A 22,681-nucleotide genomic window follows, 5' to 3' on the forward strand; every position below is an offset into this window, starting at 1 on the left:
CTCACTCCACTCAAGTAATAAATTAATATTCATGTAACTAATTATATCACATATAAAAATAAAGAGTAAGCTAATGAAAGCTTACTCTTTGTTAACATTTTATAAAATTATTTTCTTAACTCTAATCCTTTTTTAACAGCCTTAACTATTTCATCCGCAGTTAATCCATATTTTTCTAATAATTCTACAGGAGAACCACTTTCTCCAAATGTATCCTTAACACCAACTCTAAGTACAGGTACAGGATATGTAGAAGTTACAACTTCTGCAACTGCTGATCCTAAACCACCAATTACACTATGCTCCTCAGCTGTAACAATAACACCACAATCTCTAGCAGCTGCTGCGATTGCATCTTCATCAATAGGCTTTATTGTATGGATATTTATAACTCTTGCTTTAATTCCTTCTTCTGCAAGTATATTATAAGCCTCTAATGCTGCGTCAACCATCATTCCAGTAGCAATAATAGCCACTTCGTTTCCTTCTCTTAATTTAACAGCTTTACCCATTTCAAATTTATATTCTTGATTATCGTTAATTACATTAACACCTAATCTACCTAATCTTACATAACATGGTCCATTGTATTCAGCAACAGCTTTAACAGCAGCACTTGCTTCCACAGCATCACTAGGACAGATAACAACCATGTTAGGTATACTTCTCATTAATGAAATATCCTCTATAGCTTGATGAGATGCTCCATCTTCACCAACTGTTATACCAGCATGTGTAGCACATACTTTAACATTTAATTTTGGATAGGCAATACTGTTTCTAATTTGTTCGAAAGCTCTACCAGCAGCAAAAATTGCAAATGTACTAGCGAATGGTATTTTACCACAAGTTGCTAATCCCGCTGCTACAGTCATCATGTTTCCTTCTGCTATTCCCATATTTAAGAATCTTTCAGGACATTCTCCTTTAAACACAGCAGTCTTAGTTGATTTTGATAAGTCTGCATCTAAAACAACTATATTCTCATTTTGCTTTCCAATTTCAGCAAGAGTATTTCCGTATGCTTCTCTAGTAGCAATCTTCTTCATTATTTGTCACCTCCGATTTCAGCTAAAGCTTGCTCGCACTGTTCTTTAGATGGTGCAGCACCATGCCATCCAGCTTGATTTTCCATAAAAGAAACACCCTTACCTTTTATAGTCTTACATACTACAACAGTAGGTTTATCTTTAACATTTTTAGCTTCATTAATAGCATTTTTTATAGCCTCTATGTCATGTCCATCTATACATATAACATTCCACCCAAATGCTTCGAATTTCTCATCGATAGGTAGAGAATTCATTACTTTTGTAATATCTCCATCAATTTGTAAACCATTAAAATCTACAAATGCTGTTAAATTATTTAATTTATAATGCGAAGCACACATTGTAGCTTCCCAAACTTGACCTTCTCCTAATTCCCCATCTCCAAGAAGAGTGTATACTCTATACTCTTTATTATCTAACTTTCCAGCTAAAGCCATTCCTACAGCAGCAGAAATTCCTTGGCCTAAAGAACCAGTAGACATATCAACACCAGGTATGTAATTCATATTTGGATGACCTTGTAGAATTGCTCCAGTTTTTCTTAACTTCATTAATTCTTCTTTCGCAAAAAAACCTCTTTCAGCTAAAGCGGCATATAGTACAGGTGCTGCATGCCCTTTTGATAATACAAATCTATCCCTATCTGGATTTGAACAATTTTCAGGATTTATATTCATCTCATCAAAATATAATGTTGTCATAATTTCAACAGCTGATAAAGATCCCCCTGGATGCCCTGATTTTGACTCAGTAAGCATTTTTACAATGTCTTTTCTAAGAATTTTCGCTACTTCACGTAATTCTTCACATGTTTTTTTCATAAATACCGCCTCCATACGAGAAAAATTCTACAAAATGTGATGATTTTGTAGTTCTCTGAAATAAAATGAATTTGATTGATTATGTAATTTTATATTTGTTTGAAAGTTTTTTCATTTTATTTCTTTTATTTATATAATCCGAAAAAAATTTTTACTTTTTCGGAATCACTCTTATCCACATTTACATTATAGCAAGTTTTTTCTTAAATACAATATTTTTATATGTGATATATTATTTCATATAAATTTTCACATGTAAAATATTCATATATTTATAAAATAAGGAAAGCGCACAAAAGTGCGCTTATTTTACATTAAAGTCCCAAACTTATAAGCAAAGCTTCATCTACTTTTGCCATATCATTATCTGTCATGTGACCAATTTTTTCTTTCAGTCTTCTTTTATCAAGTGTTCTAATCTGCTCCAACAAAACTACAGAATCTTTATTCAATCCATATTCCTCTGATGATATTTCCACATGTGTTGGTAACTTAGCCTTATTGATTTGGGAAGTAATCGCTGAAATTATTACAGTTGGACTATATTTATTTCCAACGTCGTTCTGAATTATAATAACTGGTCTAATACCGCCTTGCTCTGAACCAACAACAGGACTTAAATCAGCATAAAATATATCTCCTCGTTTCACTATTGTCGTTGTCATTAGGCATATCACACTCCGAAAGCTGAGTCTCGTATTCATTTAACTCTAAGCTATAATTATTTATACCCCATTCACAAAGTTCTAGATTAATATTTGCCATATCTAAATATCCAGTCTTCATCTTTTCAGTTTGTGCTATTTTTTTCTTCTCTTCAATATATAATATTATAGCTTCTTTTATAAATTCATTTCTTTTTTTACTGTCTAGCTTAAGTGCTTCATTAAATTCATTATAAAGTGTTTCCGAGAGGTTAACTACTAATTTCTTATTTTGAGACATTATATTTCCTCTACCTCCTATTTAGCCGAAGCATAAATATGTATAAACCTAAGTATATTATATTTCAACTTTTGTCAATATGTCAAAGCATTTGTCGTATTTATAAATATTTTTTTAACAAAAGGATGATTTCGTTCACACATATTTCCTTATTTTCATCACTTTACTATTTTCGACATATACTCTTGGAACTCTTTTCCCTATCATGCAAAGTACTTCATAGCTTATAGTATTTAAACCAGAAGCAATATAATCTGCATTAAGTTTATTGTTCCCATCTTCTCCAATTAATATTACTTCATCTCCAATATTTACATTATCAATCTGAGTCAAGTCAATCATACATTGATCCATACAAATCCGTCCCACTACTGGTACAATTTTACCACTTACAATTGCTTTAGCAAACCCTGATAGCATCCTAGAATATCCATCAGCATATCCTATTGGCAAAGTACCTATTATTGATTCACCATCACATTGATACTTTCTACCATATCCAATATACTCATTTTTTTCTACTTTTTTAATATTAGCTATTTTTGCTTTTAAACTTAATACAGGTTTAAGATCAATTTTATCTTTTCTTACTTCATCAGATGGATAATATCCATATAAAATTATACCTGGTCTAACCATATCATAATGATATTCTGGAAGGTCAATTATTGCAGCGCTATTCCCAATATGTTTTGTGTTGAAAAATATTTCTTTCTCTTTTAATTTTTCTATGAAATATCTATATCTTTTGTTTTGCATTTCTGAATATTCTTTCTTTTCATTGTCTGCATCAGAAAAATGCGAAAATAGTCCTTCCATTACTATGTTTGTCAATTTTGAAATTTGAGATATTTCCTCAATACTTTCTTCTGTTGGTAAAAATCCGATTCTCCCCATTCCACTATCAACTTTTATGTGAATTTTCGCAATTTTCCCTCTTCTTTTAGCCTCATTTGACAAAGCTTTTGCAAATTCATAACTCAATACTGTACATTCTAAGTCATACTCTACAATATCTTTTACTTGATCTTGCGTAGTCCAACCTAAAACAAGTATAGGAGCTTTAATTCCACCTTCTCTTAGCTCTCTACCCTCATCTGCTATTGCTACTGCTAATTTATCAGCGCCGTTTTTCAAAAGAATTGGTGCAGTATCAAGTGCTCCATGACCATAAGCATCAGCTTTGACTACGGCCATAATTTCTTTACTTTTTGATACACGCCTAATTTCCCTCATATTATGTGCCAAATTATCCAGATTAATTTCAGCCCACACTGGTCTAATATTTCTCATTTTTCCTCCCCACCCCTACTGTTAATCACTGTTAAGAAGTCTTTTAGTATCGAAAAAATCGTCTCTTATCTCAGCATTCCCCTCGAATTTACTGTAAGTGATTTTCATTCTAACCTTTTTATCCCCATCATAAACCTGAATCCTATTCGGATTTCCATCTTCAGTGTTTATGTATATCACAGCCTTATCTAAATTACGATTATTGCTGCATAGTATTAATTCAACTAATAGGTACCGTTTTCCTTCTTCATCAGCATATTTAGTTTTAATTTTTTCATCACAATACAACTTTTCAATATATTTATCTAAAAAAGTTAATTCGTAAATATTATTATCATAGATTCTACTTTGAATTGTCATTCTCTTATGTTTAATATCATTATCGATTATTTTATTAGGAAGTAACCATATTTGCCTGTCCTCATTAATCTTTATATAACTCCCTGTATCTTTCTTAAATAACTGATAAATATCATATTCTTTTTTCTGAACGTCATTTATAATTTCAAGCTTTGCCGTACATTCATAAGTCTTTAAACCCTTTATGTACTCTATAGTTTTATTTGGATCCTCACTTTTATCACAAGATATTAAACTCAGCAGAATAATACACATTGTTATAGATCCTAGAATAAACCTTCTCATTTTCAACTCCTCCATAAAATTGCTTTTCTTTATATTACTATTCTTATTATCTTAAGTACAAATATATGATGAAATAAGAAAATCTCTTTTAGGCGTATGTAAATAAATAACAAGTCAAAGATGCAACGGATATTTTGCGGAGTACGAAGAGTTGGGTTCCGCTGATAGCAGTTCTATCAGTAAGTTCCAAGGATCAAGTAATCCACAAAATAGACTAGCATACAGAAAGAAATTCACCTTATGATTCTTGATATAGAAAATAGTGAAGGTTCAACACTTTTTCTATATCAAGATATAAATGATAATTTCTTTCTGTATAACTGACTTGTTATTTATTTGAATATGCCTTAACTGCTGCATGTAAATTTTATATTATAAAAATAAATACCACAATAACCATGAACATTGAATTTTTCATGATGTGTGGACTGTTCTTTTAAATCACGCTACGCGTGGTTTAAAAGAGTTGAGAGTGGAAAGTGGAGAGTTGAGAACGATGGATGTTTCTGCTTACGTTGAAACTACATCTTATTGTTCTTTAGAACAAGGGGGTTTTACTCATTTTATCTTTAGATAAAATATTGTGTTTCTAATATTAAAACTCCATTGTTTTTAGTAAGAATTTAACTTATTAAAATTATTAAATGTACTAACCTTAAGAAGTAACTTTATTTATTTGGCTACTTTTAAGTTTGTTGGTGAAAGTATGCATTCATTGTATATGTTAAATATTTGAAATAATTTTCAAAATTTTGTATAATCTAATAAATATGAGACAGTTAAAGCAAAACATATTTGTATTGTGAGGCAAAAAAGAATATTTTCAAATTTAGAATAGTAAGATATTGTAAATTAGTTTTAGACTATGGAGGGAATTATTTATGAAAGTAAAATCGTGGATAAAATATTTTGGTTATACTTGTCTAATTCTTATAATAGTGTTTTGGGGACAACACGTTTTTGAAATTATTAGAAAAAATAATCAAAGGTTTAATTTTTACACATTTTATAATACTGCTATGTATATTAGTTTTTATGGAAGCATTGGGTTGTTTTTTGGTTTAGAGCATTTACTTTCTGAAATAAAGAAAAAAGGGAAGTGGATGATCAATTGGCCCAAAATAATATTTATGGGAATACCATCATTATACTTTTCATTTGGTATTGCTATTTACTACATGGATACCCCAATTATTCGCGATGTTATAGCATATCCCATTGTTGTATTGTTAAGAAATGGTTCAGTATTTATGCCAGTTTTTCAAATGACGCTTGGATACTCAATCATTACAAGTTTTTATAAGGACAATAAAAATTTATCGATATAGTTAATGCACAGTATTTCTTATGTTACGATATAGAAACTAATAATCACGTAATCAATTAAGACAAAAAAAGAGTTTAATGCATAAAAAACCCAAACAACACTTTACTATAAATACCAATTAAAGAATCCACTGAAAGTTTCCTTTTAAAGCATCATATCATCAACACTATTTTAAAACATAGCCATTTATTTATTTTTGAAATAGTATATTAAATCGCTTATAAAAATCAAAAGGTTGGTGACAAATAATATTAGTCTCCAACCTTTATTATACTATAATACAATGTTTCATTTATTATGAAACGAGTATCACCCTATTGTCCAATGAACAATATAATTAAAATTTCTCGAAGAGAAATGTCCATCATTCTCCATTCTACATTTTCCATTATCCATTAATTTAGGGCGTGCTTTTAAGTGAGTTCTTTTATTGTTTTTGAAATATTATCTATAATATCCGTAGCTGTAACAACAAATTTATGTTCTGATACTTTATCTCCACACTCACCATGTGCATAAACCCCTATACATGAAGCATCCATAGGTGAATATCCTTGGGCACACAATGAAGCAATTATTCCTGTTAAGCAATCACCCATTCCACCATTTGCCATAGCACCATTCCCTGTTGGATTTATATAACTAACCTCTCCATTAGTTATTATGGTATTATAGCCTTTTAAAACAACTATTACTCCATATTCTCTTGCAAATTCCTTAGCTATTTCAATTCTATCACTTTGAATTTTTTTTATTTCCATACCAGTCAATCTTGCCATCTCTCCTGGATGAGGTGTAATAATAACATTACCCTTAGCTTCTTTTAAGAGATTAGTTTTTCCTTCAAGCACATTTATAGCATCTGCATCTATAACAATTGTACCATCAGTATTCTTCAAAACTCTTTTTACATTATTTAAAGTTTCATTTGACTTTCCTAAACCAGGTCCTATAGCAATACTATTTACTTTTCCCATCAAGGTTTCAATACCTTGACTATCATCATTTTTTTTCCACATTGCCTCAGGAACAAAATTTCTAACTGCTTGCAAAGCGTCTTCACAACTTATGAGTGTAGTTAGTCCTGCCCCAGATTTAACTGCTGCCTTAGTCGCTATAGTTGATGCTCCTGTCATACCTTCTGATCCTGCTATTACCATAACATGACCATAATTTCCTTTATGAGAATATAGAGCTCTTTCTTTTGTCTTCTTTTGAATAAATTTTCTCTCTAAGAAAAATTCCTTATTATGATATTTATCTACCACAAAATCAGGTATGCCAATCTTTTCTATCACTACTTCACCAGTATATTCATGGCTTCCATAATTCAAAAATCCCCTTTTATATGTCTCAAAAGTAATAGTTTTACTGGCTTTAATACAATTCCCAAAAACTTCACCAGTATCACCACTGAATCCCGATGGCACATCTATTGATATAGTTTTCTTTGAAGTTTCATTAATCACTGTTATTGCTAGGTCATACACACCTCTAACTTCTCGCTTCAATCCTATTCCAAATATACCATCTACAACAACATCACTTCTTATAATAGAATCTCTCAAAAATTCAATATCTTCAACATTACTTATATTTGTAATTTTCACTCCCATATTACATAAGATATCATGATTTACTCCACAATCTTTACTCATAGGATTCAACCCTATTGAAAATACACTTACTTTCTTACCAGCAGCAATAAGGTGCCTAGTAACAGCAAGCGCATCTCCTCCATTATTTCCTCTTCCACATATAACTACATAATACTCCTTTTCATTCAACATCAAATGTTTTACAACCCCTAATGCGGCATTCTCCATAAGTATAATACTAGGTATTCCTAATTTCTCTATGGAATATTTATCAATTTCCCTGATTAATTCTCCCTTTGAAACTTTCATTTTTTACCTCCCAAATAGCATACGCGATGGCATTATCCCTTCCATGGGATATACTAATATGAATAGCATAATCACCATATTTTGAAGCAATTTTTTCTGCCTCACCTTTTAATACAACTATAGGTTTTCCCAAAGAGTTCCTATCTACTATAATATCTTTAAATTTTATTCCTCTAAATCCAGTGCCTAACGCTTTTACTATTGCTTCCTTAGCCGCAAACCTTCCAGCGATAAATTCTGGTTTCATATTTCTCATTTTAAAATATTCTATTTCTCTATTGTGAAACATTTTAGTTAAAAAAGCTTCTCTATTAAGAGCTTTTTCAATTCTATCTATCTCAATAATATCAGTTCCAATTCCTTTTACCACATTTATCCTCCTTTATAAGTAACAATAGTTATTTTTATATCTATATCTTATTATAATACATAAACATGAAATGTTAAAAAAAATTAATATGTATTTTTTTTGAAAATAGCATGCAAAAGGTATGCTTCTCCCTTGTATTACTTTCATATTCCATGACCTACAACTGATAACTAATAGGAAAATTTTGTAATTCGCATAGAAAAAAAATAAGAGGTTAATACCTCTTACAAATTAAATCTCAATTCATCAATTTCATTACTAAAAATTTCTATGAAGTGTATTGGTGATATTAAATATGTGTAAGCTTTATTAAATATATTTAGAACCTTATCACGGTCTGAACTTATCAACTCTTCCCCATCTCTTTCAATATTTACAAGTTCTCCGTTTATGAAATCTCTTCGTTCTATTTCTATACCATAGAACATTTTATTTTTTACTATTCCTTTTCTACCTTCAACTTCTACAATCCTGTAACAATAATCTCTTCTAAGTCCTTCATCTTCTACGCTCTTTTCTTTACTCAATATTATCTTCATGTTAAACCTCCCCCTAAAATTAGCCCCCTGTACATTTACTTTATATATTTATAATATCAGTTGATATAAAAAAAAACTGTCATAATTTATATGCTTGTACTAAAAACTTTTCTATAAATTACGACAGTTTATATATTATTATAACTATAAATATTATTTTTTTTACATTCCCCTACCAGTTACTGGTATTACCGCGTGATTATTGCGCTTTTTTGTCATTTTAACCATTCAATTATTTGAATTTCGTAGATGATGTTTTTTTCTTAAAACCATCTAATTTTAATATTTCCACAACTTTTTCACAATAATCTTCGCAAGTTACAGTATTATTTATTAATTTATTAATAAATATTTTATCATTGAAGGGAAAAGCGTAAATACAATTGTTATTACAACTGCTGAAATAAACGCGCCAACTGCTGCACAAACAAATGATTTCTTTTTATCAAGATTTAAAAAACTTGCAACAGCAGTTCCTGTCCATACTCCTGTAGTTGGTAACGGAATTGCAATAAATATTATTAAAGCAAGTTCTTCATATTTTTCAAATTTTCCTCTATTCTTATCAAGCTTTCTCTGAATAAAGTTATAAAAACCCCTAAAACATTTAAATCTTCCTAAAAGATCAAATATCTTATTAAATAGTAATAAAATAAATGGAACTGGTAATAGGCTCCCTAAATAACTAACTAAAAAAACAACAAATGGGTCTATATTAGTACTTAATAACCCATAAGGAATAGAACCCCTCTGTTCAATAATTGGAGTCGCTGACATTATTAACATTATCAATAGTTCTTTCATTTTTTCCTCCCGAATCATAGATTTATTAATACAATTTAATTAAGCGTATAAAAATAAATAACAAGCAAAAGATGCTCCGAAGATTTTGATGCATACATAATCCTTAAGACCTATGACTAGTTATTTTTTTGAATATCCCTTAAGTATATTTAACAAATCTATTATCTAGTTCCTTCAAATTTCATCAACTGAATGACTTCACATATTATCTTATCACCTAATCTATATTTTAACAACAAACAGCAATTAATGGAAATAATGGAGAAATGAGGGTAAAAAGCACCCTGCTGGTGCTGTATTTTCATTATTTAAATTTAAAGTAGCTTAAAAAGCCTTAATCAGGCTTTTTAAAAGCCTGATTAAGAAACTTCTTCAGCTTCTTCTCTTTTTTCTTTGGTATCAAGGAAATTTATTTGTTCAGCTTCAACTTCAGCAAAGAATCGTTTTACTCCTTCTTTATTTTCATAGTTTCCTGTTCTCAACTTACCAATAACATTAACTAATCTACCTCTTGAAAGAGATTCAACAATACTTTCCGATCTTTTACCCCACAATACCACCTGAACAAAATCAGCATCACGCTCACCTGTTGCCTTAACATATTTGCGATTAACTGCTAAAACAAACTTTAAATAAGGAAATTCTTTTTCAGAAGTATATCTCACTTCCGGTTTTTTTACAATTCTTCCCAATAACAATACTTTGTTCATTATAAAACCTCCATAAATTTAATATATTAGAATTATATCCATATTGCTTTTTTATAATCATTTATGGTGAAAATCTCATTTTTTTTGAATATCAGTATTATTTATTGCTTAAAATAGATGTATATATTTAATGAAAGAGGTGATTAATTAAATTGTTTATTAACAGAAAAATTTATTCAAAAGATATTTCCTCTATTCACTTCGAAAGTAATGAAACAAAAGGAACTTTTGAAGCATATGATTCTCAAGGCAATCTTGTAAAATCTTGGAACACTATTGCTCACAACCTAGCACAGTTTGACTCTATGTCTAGAAATTTTTACAATGAACTAAACGACGAAAACCCCTAAAACAAATGTATAATTGATAATTGATAATGGATAATGATGGATGTTTCTGCTTACCCAGAAACTACATCTTATTTTTCTTTAAAACAAGAGGTTTTTACTCATTTTATCTTTTAGATAAAATATTGTATTCAAAGTACAAGGTTTCATTAAAAATGAAACGAGTAAACCTATATTATCCAAGGAACAACAAAATTAAAATTTCACGGAGTGAAATGTCCATCATTCTCCATTCTACATTATCCATTATCCATTATGCTTTTTCGATTTTTTCATTTAAAAAAGCATTAAGCTCTCCTCCAATCAAAATCATCATCGAAGTTATGTAAATCCAAGTCATTAATATAATAACTGCTCCTAAACTTCCATACACTTTAGAATAATTCGCAAAATTATTAACATAAAAAGAAAATCCTAAAGATGATATAAACCATCCTAAAGTTGTAAATAATGCACCTGGAATGACTTTTATAATCTTTAATTTTCTCGCTGGGAAAGTACAATACATTCCCACGAAGACACTGAAAATTAAAAATAACGTAAATGCCATTCTATAGAAATCCCAAAAATATTTGAAATTTCCAAGTCCATCAAACCAATTAATAACAGTATTCCCTATAACTTCTCCAAAGATTATTAATGTAAAACTAAATATTATTATTACAGCTAATGCTATAGTATAAATAATTGAGATAAAAAAGATATATATAATATTTCTATTTTCTTTAACGTTATAAGCAGTATTTAAACCATCCATAATTGCTCTTATTCCTCCTGAACCCGCATATAAAGCAAATAATATACCAAATGATAACAAATTTTGATTACTATTTTGAAAAGTATCAATTATTACTGATTGTACTAGTTCATAAGCGCTTTCAGGCAAGTACTTACCAAATTCTTGAAGTATAGATTCCACGCTAATTTTACTATAACTAACAAGAGTTAAAAGAAAAATCATAAATGGGAAAAAAGATAACAATGAAAAATATGATAACACAGCTGCTACTTTTGAAATTTGATCATCTAATATTTTTTTTATTAGTGCTACTATTTTGCTTATAAAATTCATAGTTCCCTCCAGATTTGATTTGTTGATTTATCATTTTTGTATTAGCTTATCCATATTTTCTACAAATCAATCTTCTTAAACATTTAAATAAAGGTTTATCATTGAAGCTTTTATTAACTAATTATTAATTTTTTTGATATTTTGTTTATTTTAAAGTAAAATAATGTTATAAATAAGTTGATTCTCAATAAATATCTCAGACAAGAAGGTGAATTTATGGAATTATTTAAATGGATTGTAACATTTTTACCTTTTATTAATTTTATTTTTGCATTAATATTAATATTTTTTGAAAGAAGAAATGTCAGTACAACTCTAGCTTGGTTGATGATTTTCTATTTTGTACCTGGTTTTGGATTTATATTATATTTAACTTTTGGACAAAATTTAAGCCGAGAAAAAATATTCAGATTAAAAAAACATGAAGATAGGGTAATTAAAGAATATTTACTTGAAAATGAAAAACTAATTAAACATAATAAATCATTTAATAGCGATGATATGAAATATTATGAAGATTTAATGAAGTTGAATTTCAATAATGGTAATTCCCCCTTAACAGAAGATAATACAGTTGAAATTTTCACAGATGGGATTAGTAAATTTGATGATCTTCTAAAGGAAATTAAAAACGCTAAAAAATTCATACACATCGGCTATTATATTATAAAGAACGATGACTTAGGTAAGAAAATCCTTAACGCTTTAGTTGAAAAAGCAAAAGAAGGTGTTGAAGTAAGATTATTGTATGATCAATTAGGATCCAGAACCTTAAGAAAAAGGCATCTTAAACCTTTAATAGATGCAGGGGGTAAATATGCAATTTTCTTTCCATCATTACTATATATAGTTAATTATAGAATAAATTATAGAAACCACCGTAAAATAGTTGTAATTGACAATACAATTGGTTATGTAGGTGGATTCAATATTGGTGATGAATATCTGGGTAAGAGTAAAAAATTTGGTTATTGGAGAGATACCCATATAAAAATCACTGGTGAAGCTATAGTTACTTTGCATTTAAGGTTTTTATTAGATTGGAGATATTCATCAGGTGAAACAGATGTATTAATTGAGAAATATCTCAGTTCCTCAGTTTCTAAAGGCGATATTGGTATGCAAATTGTATCTAGTGGTCCTGATACAGAATTAGAAGAGATTAAATTTGGTTACGTTAAAATGATACAAGATGCAAAAGAATGCATACTTATTCAAACCCCTTATTTAGTCCTAGATGATTGTATAAAAGAATCATTAAAAATCGCATCATTATCCGGGGTAGATGTTCGAATAATGATTCCTAATAAACCTGATCATCCGTTTGTTTATTGGGCTAGTTATCATAATGCAGGCGAATTAATCCGTGCTGGTGCAAAAATATATACATACGAAAAGGGATTCCTTCATGCTAAAACCGTAGTAGTAGATAATAAAGTATGTTCAGTAGGAACTGCAAATATGGACATTCGATCATTTAGATTGAATTTTGAAGTAAACGCCTTTATATATAACAAAGATATATCAATGGAATTAAGAGATGTTTTTTATGCAGATATCAGTGATTGTAAAGAACTTACTCCTGATGTTTACAAATCAAGAAGTGCTCTTATTAAATTCAAGGAATCAATTAGTAGATTATTATCACCTATTTTATAAAAATGCTATATAATAAAGATAAGCTAGTTATAACTAGCTTATCTTTATTTTGTTAGGAGATAATTATGAAATATATACATCGCTTTTTAATTTTTACAATATTTCTTGTATTGATATGCTTTAATAATTCACATTTAGCATATTCAATTAACAACACAATAACAGACTACAATTTTGATGAATGGTATTATTTTAATGATAAAGATTTCCTTTCTCAAAATTATGGGATTATAGATAATAAAATATCTCAATACATTGTCTCTACTGGTGAAGGTTCAATTTCAATTCCAATAGATTTTAAAGGTAACTACGGAATTTATGTATCAATTATTGGAGACAGTAGCGAATTTATTGTTTCTACTACAAATAATAAATTTATTGTTGATCCAAGAACTGAATTTTTTTCAAGAAATCGTAATAAGAATACATTAAAGGAGTTATTTATATCAAATATTTCACTTGATAATGAGGATAAAATTGAAATCATATTTAATTCTCCAAATGCAAAACTAGTTAATTTGAGATTATTAAAACTTACAGATGAAGAATACACTCAGTGGTTAGCGCCTGAATCAAATAATAAAAATTTTTTATTTGATAATGATCTTTATACTGATTTCTTTCAAGGAGAAAACTCGTCTTATAATATGTTTAAATATAACACTATTGAACAATATGAGAATTTATCAGTGAACATTCTTAATTATTGCGTAGGAACTACCTTTTTCCCATTTTATAATAGTTCTTATGCTGGAGAACCCTATGGTAGTTTTAATAAATATAAAAACGCTGTAAGGGTAGGCGATATTACAGCCTACAATGACTTTATGAATCTATACAACACCTATGGTGATCCTATTAAAATTATTAGTTCTTCTGAAAAAACTTTTGATTTATTTTTAACCTTCAGAATGAATTCATTTCTCCCTAACGATTATAGAGGGTTCTTAAATGGAAACATATATAATGATTTTAGCAGTAAAACACAAAAGTTCAATCATAAGATTAGTTTTTACTATGAGGATTATCGGGAATACTTGTTAAACATAATTCTTGAATCCACAGAGAAATTTCATCCTAAAGGAATAACTCTGGATTTTTCAAGAACACCAAATTTCTTTGGATATGAATTATTAAACCGTAATGCACGAAAAAAAATACTTTCGGAATTTGTTAAGACCATAAGAGAAGAGGTTCCTGATGATATAAAAATAATGGTTAGATTCCCATATAACTATACAAATTATGATTTAGATGTGCCACTTTGGATTTCAGAAGCTTATGTTGATTACATATCCCCAACAAGTTTAAAATATGAAGAGTTCTTTGATATCACTCCTTTTGTAGAAATGGTTAAAGATTCTTCTGTTAAATTGTATCCTAGTATAACCTCTAATTTAGGTGGAGAAGACCTTGATATTAACAGTGAAAAATCATATCAAAATAAAGGATTATTTGGTATCAACAACGAATACTTATCTGTAAGTGATTATTTATTACGAGCTATAGAACTTTATGAAAAAGGTGCCCATGGTGTTTTACTTTTTAATGTTAACACACAAATTGGGGAACCGGCTCTCATACCTACTAAGCTTAAACTGCTCAATGGTGTTGATAGCTTAGAGAAATGGTATTACTTTGAGTATTTATTAGAATCTAAAGATAAAGAGATTAAATTTATTGATTAGGAGGAATTCACATGCAAATGTTGATTATGGTTCTAAATAATGTAAGTCATTTAGAACATATTTTAAATGAGTTTGAAAGCAATGGAGTACACGGAGCAACAATTATTGATAGTACTGGAATGGCTAAAGTAATTAACCACGCTAAGCCAAATGAATTACCTATTTTCGGTTCCTTGAGAATGCTAATGAATGAACAACGCCCTTTCAATAAAACTATATTTACAGTGATAAAAGATGACCAAGTACAAACAGCAATGTCTGCAATTAAAAATGTTGTTGGTGATCTTTCTAAACCTGATGTAGGTATTGTTTTCACAGTTCCTGTTTCCTTCTGGGAAGGGATAAATGTAGATTAAATGAATTTCGATCGAATTATATAAATGCATTCTTTTCTATATGTTGGAATAATACTAATAACAGGTATTATTTTCGGAAGACTCTGTAAAAAGATTAATCTTCCTGAAGTAACAGGGTATCTAATAGGTGGTTTATTAGTAGGACATTCATTTTTAGGTTTTATTCCTCTCAGTGCAGCCAAAGAATTATCTCTAATTTCTGAAGCTGCGCTTGGATTTATTGCTTTCTCTATTGGTCTAGAATTCAATTTCGTTCATTTGAAAAAAATCGGAAAATCAGCTTTTATAATCACTTTATTTCAAGTAATATCTACCATGACTTTCATAACTATTGGGATGCTTATTCTAAATAAAAATCTTCCTTTTAGTTTAGTAATTGGGGCCATTGGTACTGCTACAGCTCCAGCTGCTACAATAATGATAGTAAAACAATATAACGCAAAAGGACCTGTAGTAAATACATTGTTACCAGTTGTAGCTATTGATGATGCACTAGGAGTAATCATTTTCGGCATATCTTTAGCAGTAGCAAAATCACTCTTGATTCCAACTGGTAATGTTATAAGTTCAATATTACATCCTTTTATTGAGATTCTTCTGGCATTTATTATAGGAGTATCCCTTGGATTAATATTAGCTTTCTCACTAAATAAATCAGAAGGGAAAAACAAAATGCTTTCTGTTGTCGTAGCTATTATGATGATTGCTATAGGGGTCTCCTCTGAATTTAATATTTCCCCATTATTACTATGCATGACAATTGGCGGAACAGTTACTAATATTTTACCAAATACGAAACCATTACATGAAATATCAGATCGCTTTACTCCACCAATATTTATAGCCTTCTTCACTTTGGCTGGTGCTGAACTTGATATAAGTACACTAAGTAAGATTGGGTATATCGGTATTGCTTATATAATTTTCAGAATTGTCGGAAAAATCTTCGGTGCTTTTCTTGGTGCTAAAATTGTTCATTCACCAAAAGTTGTACAAAAGTATCTTGGGCTTACACTTATACCTCAAGCTGGGGTTGCAATTGGATTAGCACTAATTGCAGAAAATTCACTCCCTAATGGAGACACTATAAGAACAATTATACTTGCTGCAACTGTAATTTATGAATTAATTGGTCCTCTAATGACCAAATATGCACTTTTCAAAGCTGGAGAGGCCCATATTGACAAAAAAAAATCTTTAAGTATATAATTAGGCATAGACATGCCTTAGTTTGTTAACAAAGTTACAATATATTGTTTTCACTCTGTTTTCTGTCTTTAGAATGTCCGGCTGTTTAAAAAGTTCAAGATCAAGGAACTAGGCAAACAACAGAGTGTACGCATTATGTACTCGAGCAGCGCATAGATCCTTAGTGACGCCGAGATTGGACTTTTTAAACAGCCTAAGGCATGAATGTGCTTATTTTTTTGTACATATAAATGATGCAACTTTGAATTACACTTATTAACTGAATTTAGCGAGGTGTGACATGCAGAAAATACTTATTATTGAAGATGAAGTGAAGATTTTAAACATTATGTATGATTATTTTAGTAAAGAAGGCTTTGAAGTTATTCGAGCCTGTGATGGAATTCAAGGACTAGAAGTTTTTGAAACCACCTCTGTAGATCTAGTTATTTTAGATATTATGATGCCTCGGTTGGATGGGTGGACCGTATGCAGAAGAATACGAAAAAAATCTGCTGTTCCAATTATAATACTCACTGCTCGAAACCATGAAGAAGATATGTTAATGGGATTTGAACTTAAAGCAGATGAATATGTGACAAAACCTTTCAGTCCAGCGGTATTGATTGCACGAGCAAAAATGCTCTTAAAGCGTACAGAAGGTACCATTTTATCAGATAGTAATATACTAAAAAAAGACGGATTAAAGATTAATCTTGATTCACATAATGTTTTTATTGATGACTCTCAAATAAATCTCTCTCCAAAGGAATATGATTTGTTAGTTTATTTCATTAAAAACTCAGGTATTGCACTTTCGAGAGATTCAATCTTAAATACAGTATGGGGATTTGATTATTTTGGAAATACCAGGGTTGTTGACACTCATGTAAAAAAATTAAGAAAAGTCATGGGACATAAAGCTTATATGATACAAACTGTTTTTGGTATAGGCTATAAATTTGAGGTGGAATAATGAAACTAAAAGGAATTGTTTTCAAACTCTTTATTCTTATATTATCTGTTGTTTTGATTATTCAAATTTTCCAATTTACATTTCAAAGTATTTTTTTAGGGACATTCTATGAAACAAGCATGATAAATAACATTGAATCAAAAATAAGTTCATTAAAAACTAGTTTAACTAAAGAGTACTCTGAAAAGCTTCCAAGCACCCCTCAAGGTGCAAATAAGTTAAATAACACTTTATTAAAATTTTCTCATAAGAATAGTTCTGCAGTAATCATTTATGATTTATATGGAAACTCTCGTTTTGGCATTCCATCCAATCAATCAGAAGGATTATTATATGTTAAAGTTGGAGATAACGATCAAGTCAAGGTTGATATTTCTCCTGAAGCCTTAAAAGAACTTGTTTCTACTCCCTCTTTCTCATTAGGTTCAGATATTATAATAAAAGGTGAATTTATTATTTCAGAAAATATCATGTATCCTCTAGAAATCTTAATTGATAATGATTCCTTTATTGTGAATGACATTTATGAATCTGCTGACTCTAATTCTGAAAAAACTTCTAAAAATAATAATTATAATCAGAATGATGATTATTATGAAAATATTTCAGAGTTTAACTGCGAGATTGTTTTCATTAATTACACTGATATAACTTATAATATTTGGGACTCTTATGACTCTCTAGAATCCATTTTATTTAATGAATTCAATAATTATTTAGATTTAAATAATGAGAATCAAAGTATTGATATTCTAAATCTTGAAGAAGTATACTATAAAACAGATACAGAATTTTATGAGACAGAATCAATTGTTTTCTTCGAACCTATAAAATTAAATAATGAACAATTTATACTTGGAGTTTCTATTCCCTATACCCCTATTGAAAATACTGTGTATATTATACAAAACTATTATGTATATTATTTCTTTTTTGCTCTTATAGTTATTATTGTAGCTTCTTTTTTATTATCAAAATTATTATCTTCACCATTGTTAAAACTAAACCAAACTGCACATAAAATGGCATCTTTAGATTTCTCAAAAAAATGTGATATCGTTTCAAATGATGAGCTAGGTACGCTTTCTGAAAGTCTTAATACATTATCTAGTAATCTGCAATGTTATAAAACTGATCTTGATTCTGCGAATATAAAACTAAAAGAACAATTAGACTTTAAAGAAATGCAAGAAAATATACGGAAAGAATTCATGGCAAATATATCCCATGAATTAAAGACACCTTTAACAGTAATGAATGGTATCTTAGAAGGAATTGAAGATAACATCTATACTGAATCCCCAGAAAAATATCTAGGTATTTTAAAAGAAGAAGTGGATTATATGAAATCAATGGTATATGAATTACTAGAATTATCAAAATTAGATTCCCCTTCATTTAAGCTTAACAAAAGCATTGTGAATTTAAATGATATATTCTTAAAAATAAATAATAAATTTCATACCCTAGTTAGAGAGAAATCATTGACAGTAAATTTCAACTATGAGGATGGCTTTGTTATAGGGGATAGAAATAAATTGACTGAAGTAATTAGTAATTTATTTCTTAATGCTATCAAATACTCTCCTTCTAATGAAGAAATAAATGTACTTATCACAAACATCAATGATAGGGTTATGTTTTCTATAGAAAATACCGGTACTCATATTCCTATTGAGGATATTCCAAAAGTTTGGCAAGAATTTTATCGAGTTGAGAAATCGCGAAATAGAGATTCAGGCGGAACTGGACTAGGCTTATTGATAGTAAAGAAAATATTAGATAAACATGGATCTTCATATAATGTAGTTAATACTTCAAATGGAGTACAGTTTTCTTTTGAAGTGGCTTCTGTTAAAGAGTGATTATAGGAAAATTTTCACATTAATCGTTGACTTTTTGAGTTCTTTATGGGATAATTAACCTTAAACTTGAGTATTTAAATATCCTTCTAATTTTTTCAAAATTTTCTATTTAGAAGCGACATTTATCTACAATTGTATTTTGAATTATTAGGAGGCAGTAAAATGGAAGATAAGAAGATAACATGTAAAGAATGCGGAAATGAATTTATATTCACTGCAGGAGAGCAAGAATTCTATAAAGAAAAAGGATTCGAAAACGAACCAAAAAAATGCAAAGAATGTAGAGCAAAAGCAAAAGAAAGAAGAAACAATTATTCAAGATAATAAATAGATAAACTACTTTGTAAATTTATCTATAAAGAACCAAGAATAAATATTGTTGATATTTTTAATACTTAAGAATATCTTATATTTAGTTTTATATGAGATATATCTATAATATAATATGTTGCTTATTACAAAGGTAATCCCCTGAAGATTACCTTTTATTTTTGTTATTCTTCTTGTTTTGATTCAGTTTTAATCCATTTGAAAACTATGAATAACAGTATTCCTTCATAAATATTTTCGTAATATACTCTTCTGTGAAATATTATACCTCACTATCAATTTGCTTCTCATTTGATATATTTTTAGGATAATTTATTTTAATACAAAGCACCATAATAACAGAACACACAATAAATAAGACTTCTATTTTAAAATATTCAGCAATGAATCCCATTATAGGTGCAAATATTATTATTACTAATGATTTTAATTGACTATTTACAGATAGCACTGAAGCTCTTGAATCCTTATCTACTAGTTCACCAAGCACATCCAACATGAAGGGTTTTCTAGTATTTTTTAAAATAAAAATAATAAAATAACATAAAATAATAAGAACATAGCTATTCAACTTGATTCCTAAACTTAAAAATAAGAATACTATTGCTGTTACACCAAAATAAATATTTAATAAGCTTTCTGATTTAAAAAATTTATTCAATAGATATGCATTTTTGGATCCAATTGAACTAAAAATATTAAATACAAAATAGATTATTCCTAAAGATATTTTTAGATATAACTCCCCTTCACTTTCACTATATCCCACAAATGAAACCAAAATCATGACCTTCAAAATAGGTTGAATATAATCTTTAATTACATCTATAACACCTGTATATATAGAAGATCCAATTAAAACTTTTCTTATAGACTTCTGACTAAATGTATATTTCACCTTCAACATTGATTCTTTTATTAAAAATTTCAAATCAAACTTACAATCCCCATGTCTATCAAGTTCTTTAGGATATGATATTATTAATAGCATGTCTAAAACATATGGTACTATTGATAAAAGAAATATCCATTTCATTGAAGGCATATTAAGTATAAACACTATTGACAGAAGTGCTGAAATTGCTGAACCTAATAATGAAAAGGATCTTGTCCTACCATAAACTAAGCTCTTATGTTTTCCCCAACCTTTCAAATCAAGGTATTCAAGTATCATTGCTTTGTGAGTTCCTGATCTAAAAGCTTCTCCCAATCCATAAAAGATCATTGCTATTGATATAAGAAAAATTCCTTTTCCAAAAAAGAATAATATAAATGATATTATATAGAATATAAAACACATTACTAATTCTTTCTTCTTTCCATATATATCAGCAATTACTCCTGAAGGTATTTCAAATACGTATATTATTATTTCTTTTAAGGCTATAAGACCTCCGATATCTATCAAATTCAATCCCATACTTAATAGATATACAATCAAGTATGGTTCAAAAAACTTGAGGTTTTTAAAGAATCCATAAAAACAGAATTTCCATACTTGCTTATCTTTTTTTATTACTATCCCCATAGCACCCTCCACTTATCAATAAAAGAATAAAGAAAAAAGAATAAAGAACAAATCAGGTTATTTTTCTTTATAAATAAGTATAGCACCATATAGGTGCTTTATCATAAAATATATGATTAAATTACATAAAATATTATTATGAATTTACAGTCTCTAATATTAACTCTATGTTTTCTTGCTCAAGATCTTTAATGTGAGCATCACAATTATAATCTAATTCCATTTCAAAATATGAAACAATATCCTCATAAACAGCTACATCATTTAACTCACCCATTACAGCTTCTTGTAATGAAATAAAATTAGCATAATTATCATAATCAACCTTATCAAGAATTGTCATAAACTCATCTCTACTTAAGCGCTCAAATTCCATATTTAGCTCTCTCCTTTATTAAGTAATATTCCAAAAAACAATAAATATTTTTTGTAAAGTTTTTATAAACTTTTGAATTAATTATACTTTAAAAATCTGAGAGTATCAATAGAAATTTTAAGTTTTTTTATGTTTTTTAACCCCCTCTCGAAGCCTACTATGACTCACTCAACATATTATTTTACACTTTTTCCAAGGGGATTTCAAGAGGAATTTTTCATAAATAATTTTTCCACTAATAAACTACATTTTTCTTAACATTTTAATAATCAATATCCAAAAGAAGTTAGAAATAAAAACTTCTTCTAACTTCTTTTTCTTAAGAATTATTTCTTTTTATATACACTTCACACCCAATATCATTTTCACAATCATACACTTGTGCATTCTTAGGAAATTTTCTCAATTCAATAAACATAGAGAAGTCTCCAACCCCTCCTGAAATCAGAAGTGCCCCTACAACTATGAACACATAGCTGCCATTAATAATTCCAAATACCCACGGAAGGATTCCTGTAATAATCGTTGGAAGTATCAATACCACTCCCATAAACCTATTCTCTACCCTAACTTTACAGTGAACATACGGACATAAGTATTCTTTATGAAATCCAAACTTAATGTTTCTCCATGAAATTCTACTATAGTATCTGAAGGAAAGTGCATGTATTATCTCATGAACTACTATTCCTACACCATATAGACCAATAGCAAGTATAACTCCATAATAATAAAATTTCACATTTATACCATGTAAAGTTACATTGCTAATAATGCCTATTACCAGTGCTATTATAAACACCTTTATACTCTCATTAGCAAGAAAGTGTATCTCAGGCTTTATCTCTACTCGCTCATATCCATCCATGAGCTAAAACACCTC

The 22,681-nt window shown here is 29.0% G+C and carries 24 protein-coding genes; 9 read left to right on the forward strand and 15 right to left on the reverse strand.

Features of this window, described 5'->3' with window-relative positions:
• Positions 1–107 precede the first annotated feature (107 nt).
• The 6 genes from KDK92_RS01810 to KDK92_RS01835 all read right to left on the reverse strand — a co-directional run bounded on the left by KDK92_RS01810 (position 108) and on the right by KDK92_RS01835 (position 4,756).
• Positions 108–1,049, reverse strand: a complete 942-nt coding sequence (locus KDK92_RS01810) for a transketolase family protein (protein ID WP_276575856.1) — start codon at positions 1,047–1,049, stop codon at positions 108–110.
• Positions 1,049–1,873 carry a transketolase gene (locus tag KDK92_RS01815; protein WP_250857325.1) on the reverse strand — a complete coding sequence of 275 codons (825 nt, stop codon included), beginning with the start codon at positions 1,871–1,873 and terminating at the stop codon, positions 1,049–1,051. Before KDK92_RS01815 ends, KDK92_RS01810 begins: the two co-directional genes overlap by 1 nt.
• A 314-nt stretch (positions 1,874–2,187) precedes the next feature.
• Complete coding sequence (locus KDK92_RS01820; protein WP_250857326.1) at positions 2,188–2,538, reverse strand: type II toxin-antitoxin system PemK/MazF family toxin; 351 nt, start codon at positions 2,536–2,538, stop codon at positions 2,188–2,190.
• A complete protein-coding gene (locus tag KDK92_RS01825) occupies positions 2,495–2,818 on the reverse strand; it encodes a CopG family transcriptional regulator (protein ID WP_250857327.1) in 324 nt (107 codons plus the stop codon). Before KDK92_RS01825 ends, KDK92_RS01820 begins: the two co-directional genes overlap by 44 nt.
• A gap of 135 nt (positions 2,819–2,953) precedes the next feature.
• Positions 2,954–4,111 (reverse strand): alanine racemase, encoded by a 1,158-nt coding sequence (alr, locus tag KDK92_RS01830; protein WP_250857328.1) that lies wholly within the window; start codon positions 4,109–4,111, stop codon positions 2,954–2,956.
• 21 nt (positions 4,112–4,132) lie between these two features.
• The gene (locus KDK92_RS01835) at positions 4,133–4,756 is read right to left on the reverse strand and encodes a germination lipoprotein GerS-related protein (protein WP_250857329.1); all 624 of its coding nucleotides are present in this window, start codon (positions 4,754–4,756) and stop codon (positions 4,133–4,135) included.
• 881 nt (positions 4,757–5,637) lie between these two features.
• Between KDK92_RS01835 and KDK92_RS01840 the strand changes: the two genes are divergently transcribed.
• On the forward strand, positions 5,638–6,084 hold the full coding sequence (locus KDK92_RS01840) for a hypothetical protein (protein ID WP_250857330.1): 447 nt from the start codon (positions 5,638–5,640) through the stop codon (positions 6,082–6,084).
• 412 nt (positions 6,085–6,496) lie between these two features.
• Here KDK92_RS01840 and KDK92_RS01845 read toward each other — a convergent pair whose 3' ends face one another.
• From KDK92_RS01845 to KDK92_RS01865, 5 genes are all read right to left on the reverse strand, one after another.
• Positions 6,497–7,990: an NAD(P)H-hydrate dehydratase gene (locus KDK92_RS01845; RefSeq protein ID WP_250857331.1), complete on the reverse strand. Its 1,494-nt coding sequence runs from the start codon at positions 7,988–7,990 to the stop codon at positions 6,497–6,499.
• The gene (gene acpS, locus KDK92_RS01850) at positions 7,953–8,360 is read right to left on the reverse strand and encodes a holo-ACP synthase (protein WP_250857332.1); all 408 of its coding nucleotides are present in this window, start codon (positions 8,358–8,360) and stop codon (positions 7,953–7,955) included. Before acpS ends, KDK92_RS01845 begins: the two co-directional genes overlap by 38 nt.
• Before the next feature lie 224 nt (positions 8,361–8,584).
• The gene (locus KDK92_RS01855) at positions 8,585–8,899 is read right to left on the reverse strand and encodes a DUF6514 family protein (protein ID WP_250857333.1); all 315 of its coding nucleotides are present in this window, start codon (positions 8,897–8,899) and stop codon (positions 8,585–8,587) included.
• A 333-nt stretch (positions 8,900–9,232) separates the two neighbouring features.
• Complete coding sequence (locus KDK92_RS01860) at positions 9,233–9,703, reverse strand: COG2426 family protein (protein ID WP_250857334.1); 471 nt, start codon at positions 9,701–9,703, stop codon at positions 9,233–9,235.
• A gap of 359 nt (positions 9,704–10,062) precedes the next feature.
• Positions 10,063–10,413, reverse strand: a complete 351-nt coding sequence (locus KDK92_RS01865) for a single-stranded DNA-binding protein (protein WP_250857335.1) — start codon at positions 10,411–10,413, stop codon at positions 10,063–10,065.
• A 152-nt stretch (positions 10,414–10,565) separates the two neighbouring features.
• Between KDK92_RS01865 and KDK92_RS01870 the strand changes: the two genes are divergently transcribed.
• Positions 10,566–10,763: a hypothetical protein gene (locus KDK92_RS01870; RefSeq protein WP_250857336.1), complete on the forward strand. Its 198-nt coding sequence runs from the start codon at positions 10,566–10,568 to the stop codon at positions 10,761–10,763.
• A 250-nt stretch (positions 10,764–11,013) separates the two neighbouring features.
• On the opposite strand, the gene KDK92_RS01875 is transcribed toward KDK92_RS01870, so the two are convergent.
• Complete coding sequence (locus KDK92_RS01875; RefSeq protein ID WP_250857337.1) at positions 11,014–11,832, reverse strand: YihY/virulence factor BrkB family protein; 819 nt, start codon at positions 11,830–11,832, stop codon at positions 11,014–11,016.
• Positions 11,833–12,048: 216 nt separating this feature from the next.
• Here KDK92_RS01875 and cls point away from each other — a divergent pair, with 216 nt between their 5' ends.
• The 7 genes from cls (at position 12,049) to KDK92_RS01910 (ending at position 19,888) form a co-directional block, all read left to right on the forward strand.
• Positions 12,049–13,491: a cardiolipin synthase gene (gene cls, locus KDK92_RS01880; protein ID WP_250857338.1), complete on the forward strand. Its 1,443-nt coding sequence runs from the start codon at positions 12,049–12,051 to the stop codon at positions 13,489–13,491.
• Between the two features lie 65 nt (positions 13,492–13,556).
• The gene (locus KDK92_RS01885; protein ID WP_250857339.1) at positions 13,557–15,179 is read left to right on the forward strand and encodes a glycoside hydrolase family protein; all 1,623 of its coding nucleotides are present in this window, start codon (positions 13,557–13,559) and stop codon (positions 15,177–15,179) included.
• Between the two features lie 11 nt (positions 15,180–15,190).
• On the forward strand, positions 15,191–15,535 hold the full coding sequence (locus tag KDK92_RS01890) for a P-II family nitrogen regulator (protein ID WP_250857340.1): 345 nt from the start codon (positions 15,191–15,193) through the stop codon (positions 15,533–15,535).
• Between the two features lie 24 nt (positions 15,536–15,559).
• Positions 15,560–16,744: a cation:proton antiporter gene (locus KDK92_RS01895; protein ID WP_250857341.1), complete on the forward strand. Its 1,185-nt coding sequence runs from the start codon at positions 15,560–15,562 to the stop codon at positions 16,742–16,744.
• A 280-nt stretch (positions 16,745–17,024) separates the two neighbouring features.
• Positions 17,025–17,699, forward strand: a complete 675-nt coding sequence (locus KDK92_RS01900) for a response regulator transcription factor (protein ID WP_250857342.1) — start codon at positions 17,025–17,027, stop codon at positions 17,697–17,699.
• The gene (locus KDK92_RS01905) at positions 17,699–19,564 is read left to right on the forward strand and encodes a HAMP domain-containing sensor histidine kinase (protein WP_250857343.1); all 1,866 of its coding nucleotides are present in this window, start codon (positions 17,699–17,701) and stop codon (positions 19,562–19,564) included. The genes KDK92_RS01900 and KDK92_RS01905 overlap by 1 nt, the downstream gene beginning before the upstream one ends.
• Positions 19,565–19,726: 162 nt before the next feature.
• On the forward strand, positions 19,727–19,888 hold the full coding sequence (locus KDK92_RS01910; RefSeq protein WP_250857344.1) for a zinc-ribbon domain-containing protein: 162 nt from the start codon (positions 19,727–19,729) through the stop codon (positions 19,886–19,888).
• Between the two features lie 268 nt (positions 19,889–20,156).
• Here the strand turns inward: KDK92_RS01910 and KDK92_RS01915 are convergent, their stop codons facing one another.
• The 3 genes from KDK92_RS01915 to KDK92_RS01925 all read right to left on the reverse strand — a co-directional run bounded on the left by KDK92_RS01915 (position 20,157) and on the right by KDK92_RS01925 (position 22,666).
• Positions 20,157–21,422 (reverse strand): MFS transporter, encoded by a 1,266-nt coding sequence (locus KDK92_RS01915; protein WP_250857345.1) that lies wholly within the window; start codon positions 21,420–21,422, stop codon positions 20,157–20,159.
• A gap of 136 nt (positions 21,423–21,558) precedes the next feature.
• Positions 21,559–21,798 (reverse strand): hypothetical protein, encoded by a 240-nt coding sequence (locus tag KDK92_RS01920; RefSeq protein ID WP_250857346.1) that lies wholly within the window; start codon positions 21,796–21,798, stop codon positions 21,559–21,561.
• 319 nt (positions 21,799–22,117) lie between these two features.
• A complete protein-coding gene (locus tag KDK92_RS01925) occupies positions 22,118–22,666 on the reverse strand; it encodes a DUF3267 domain-containing protein (RefSeq protein ID WP_250857347.1) in 549 nt (182 codons plus the stop codon).
• Positions 22,667–22,681 lie beyond the last annotated feature (15 nt).

Source organism: Oceanirhabdus seepicola (assembly GCF_023684385.1).
In the GTDB taxonomy this organism is placed as follows: Bacteria; Bacillota; Clostridia; order Clostridiales; family Clostridiaceae; genus Oceanirhabdus; species Oceanirhabdus seepicola.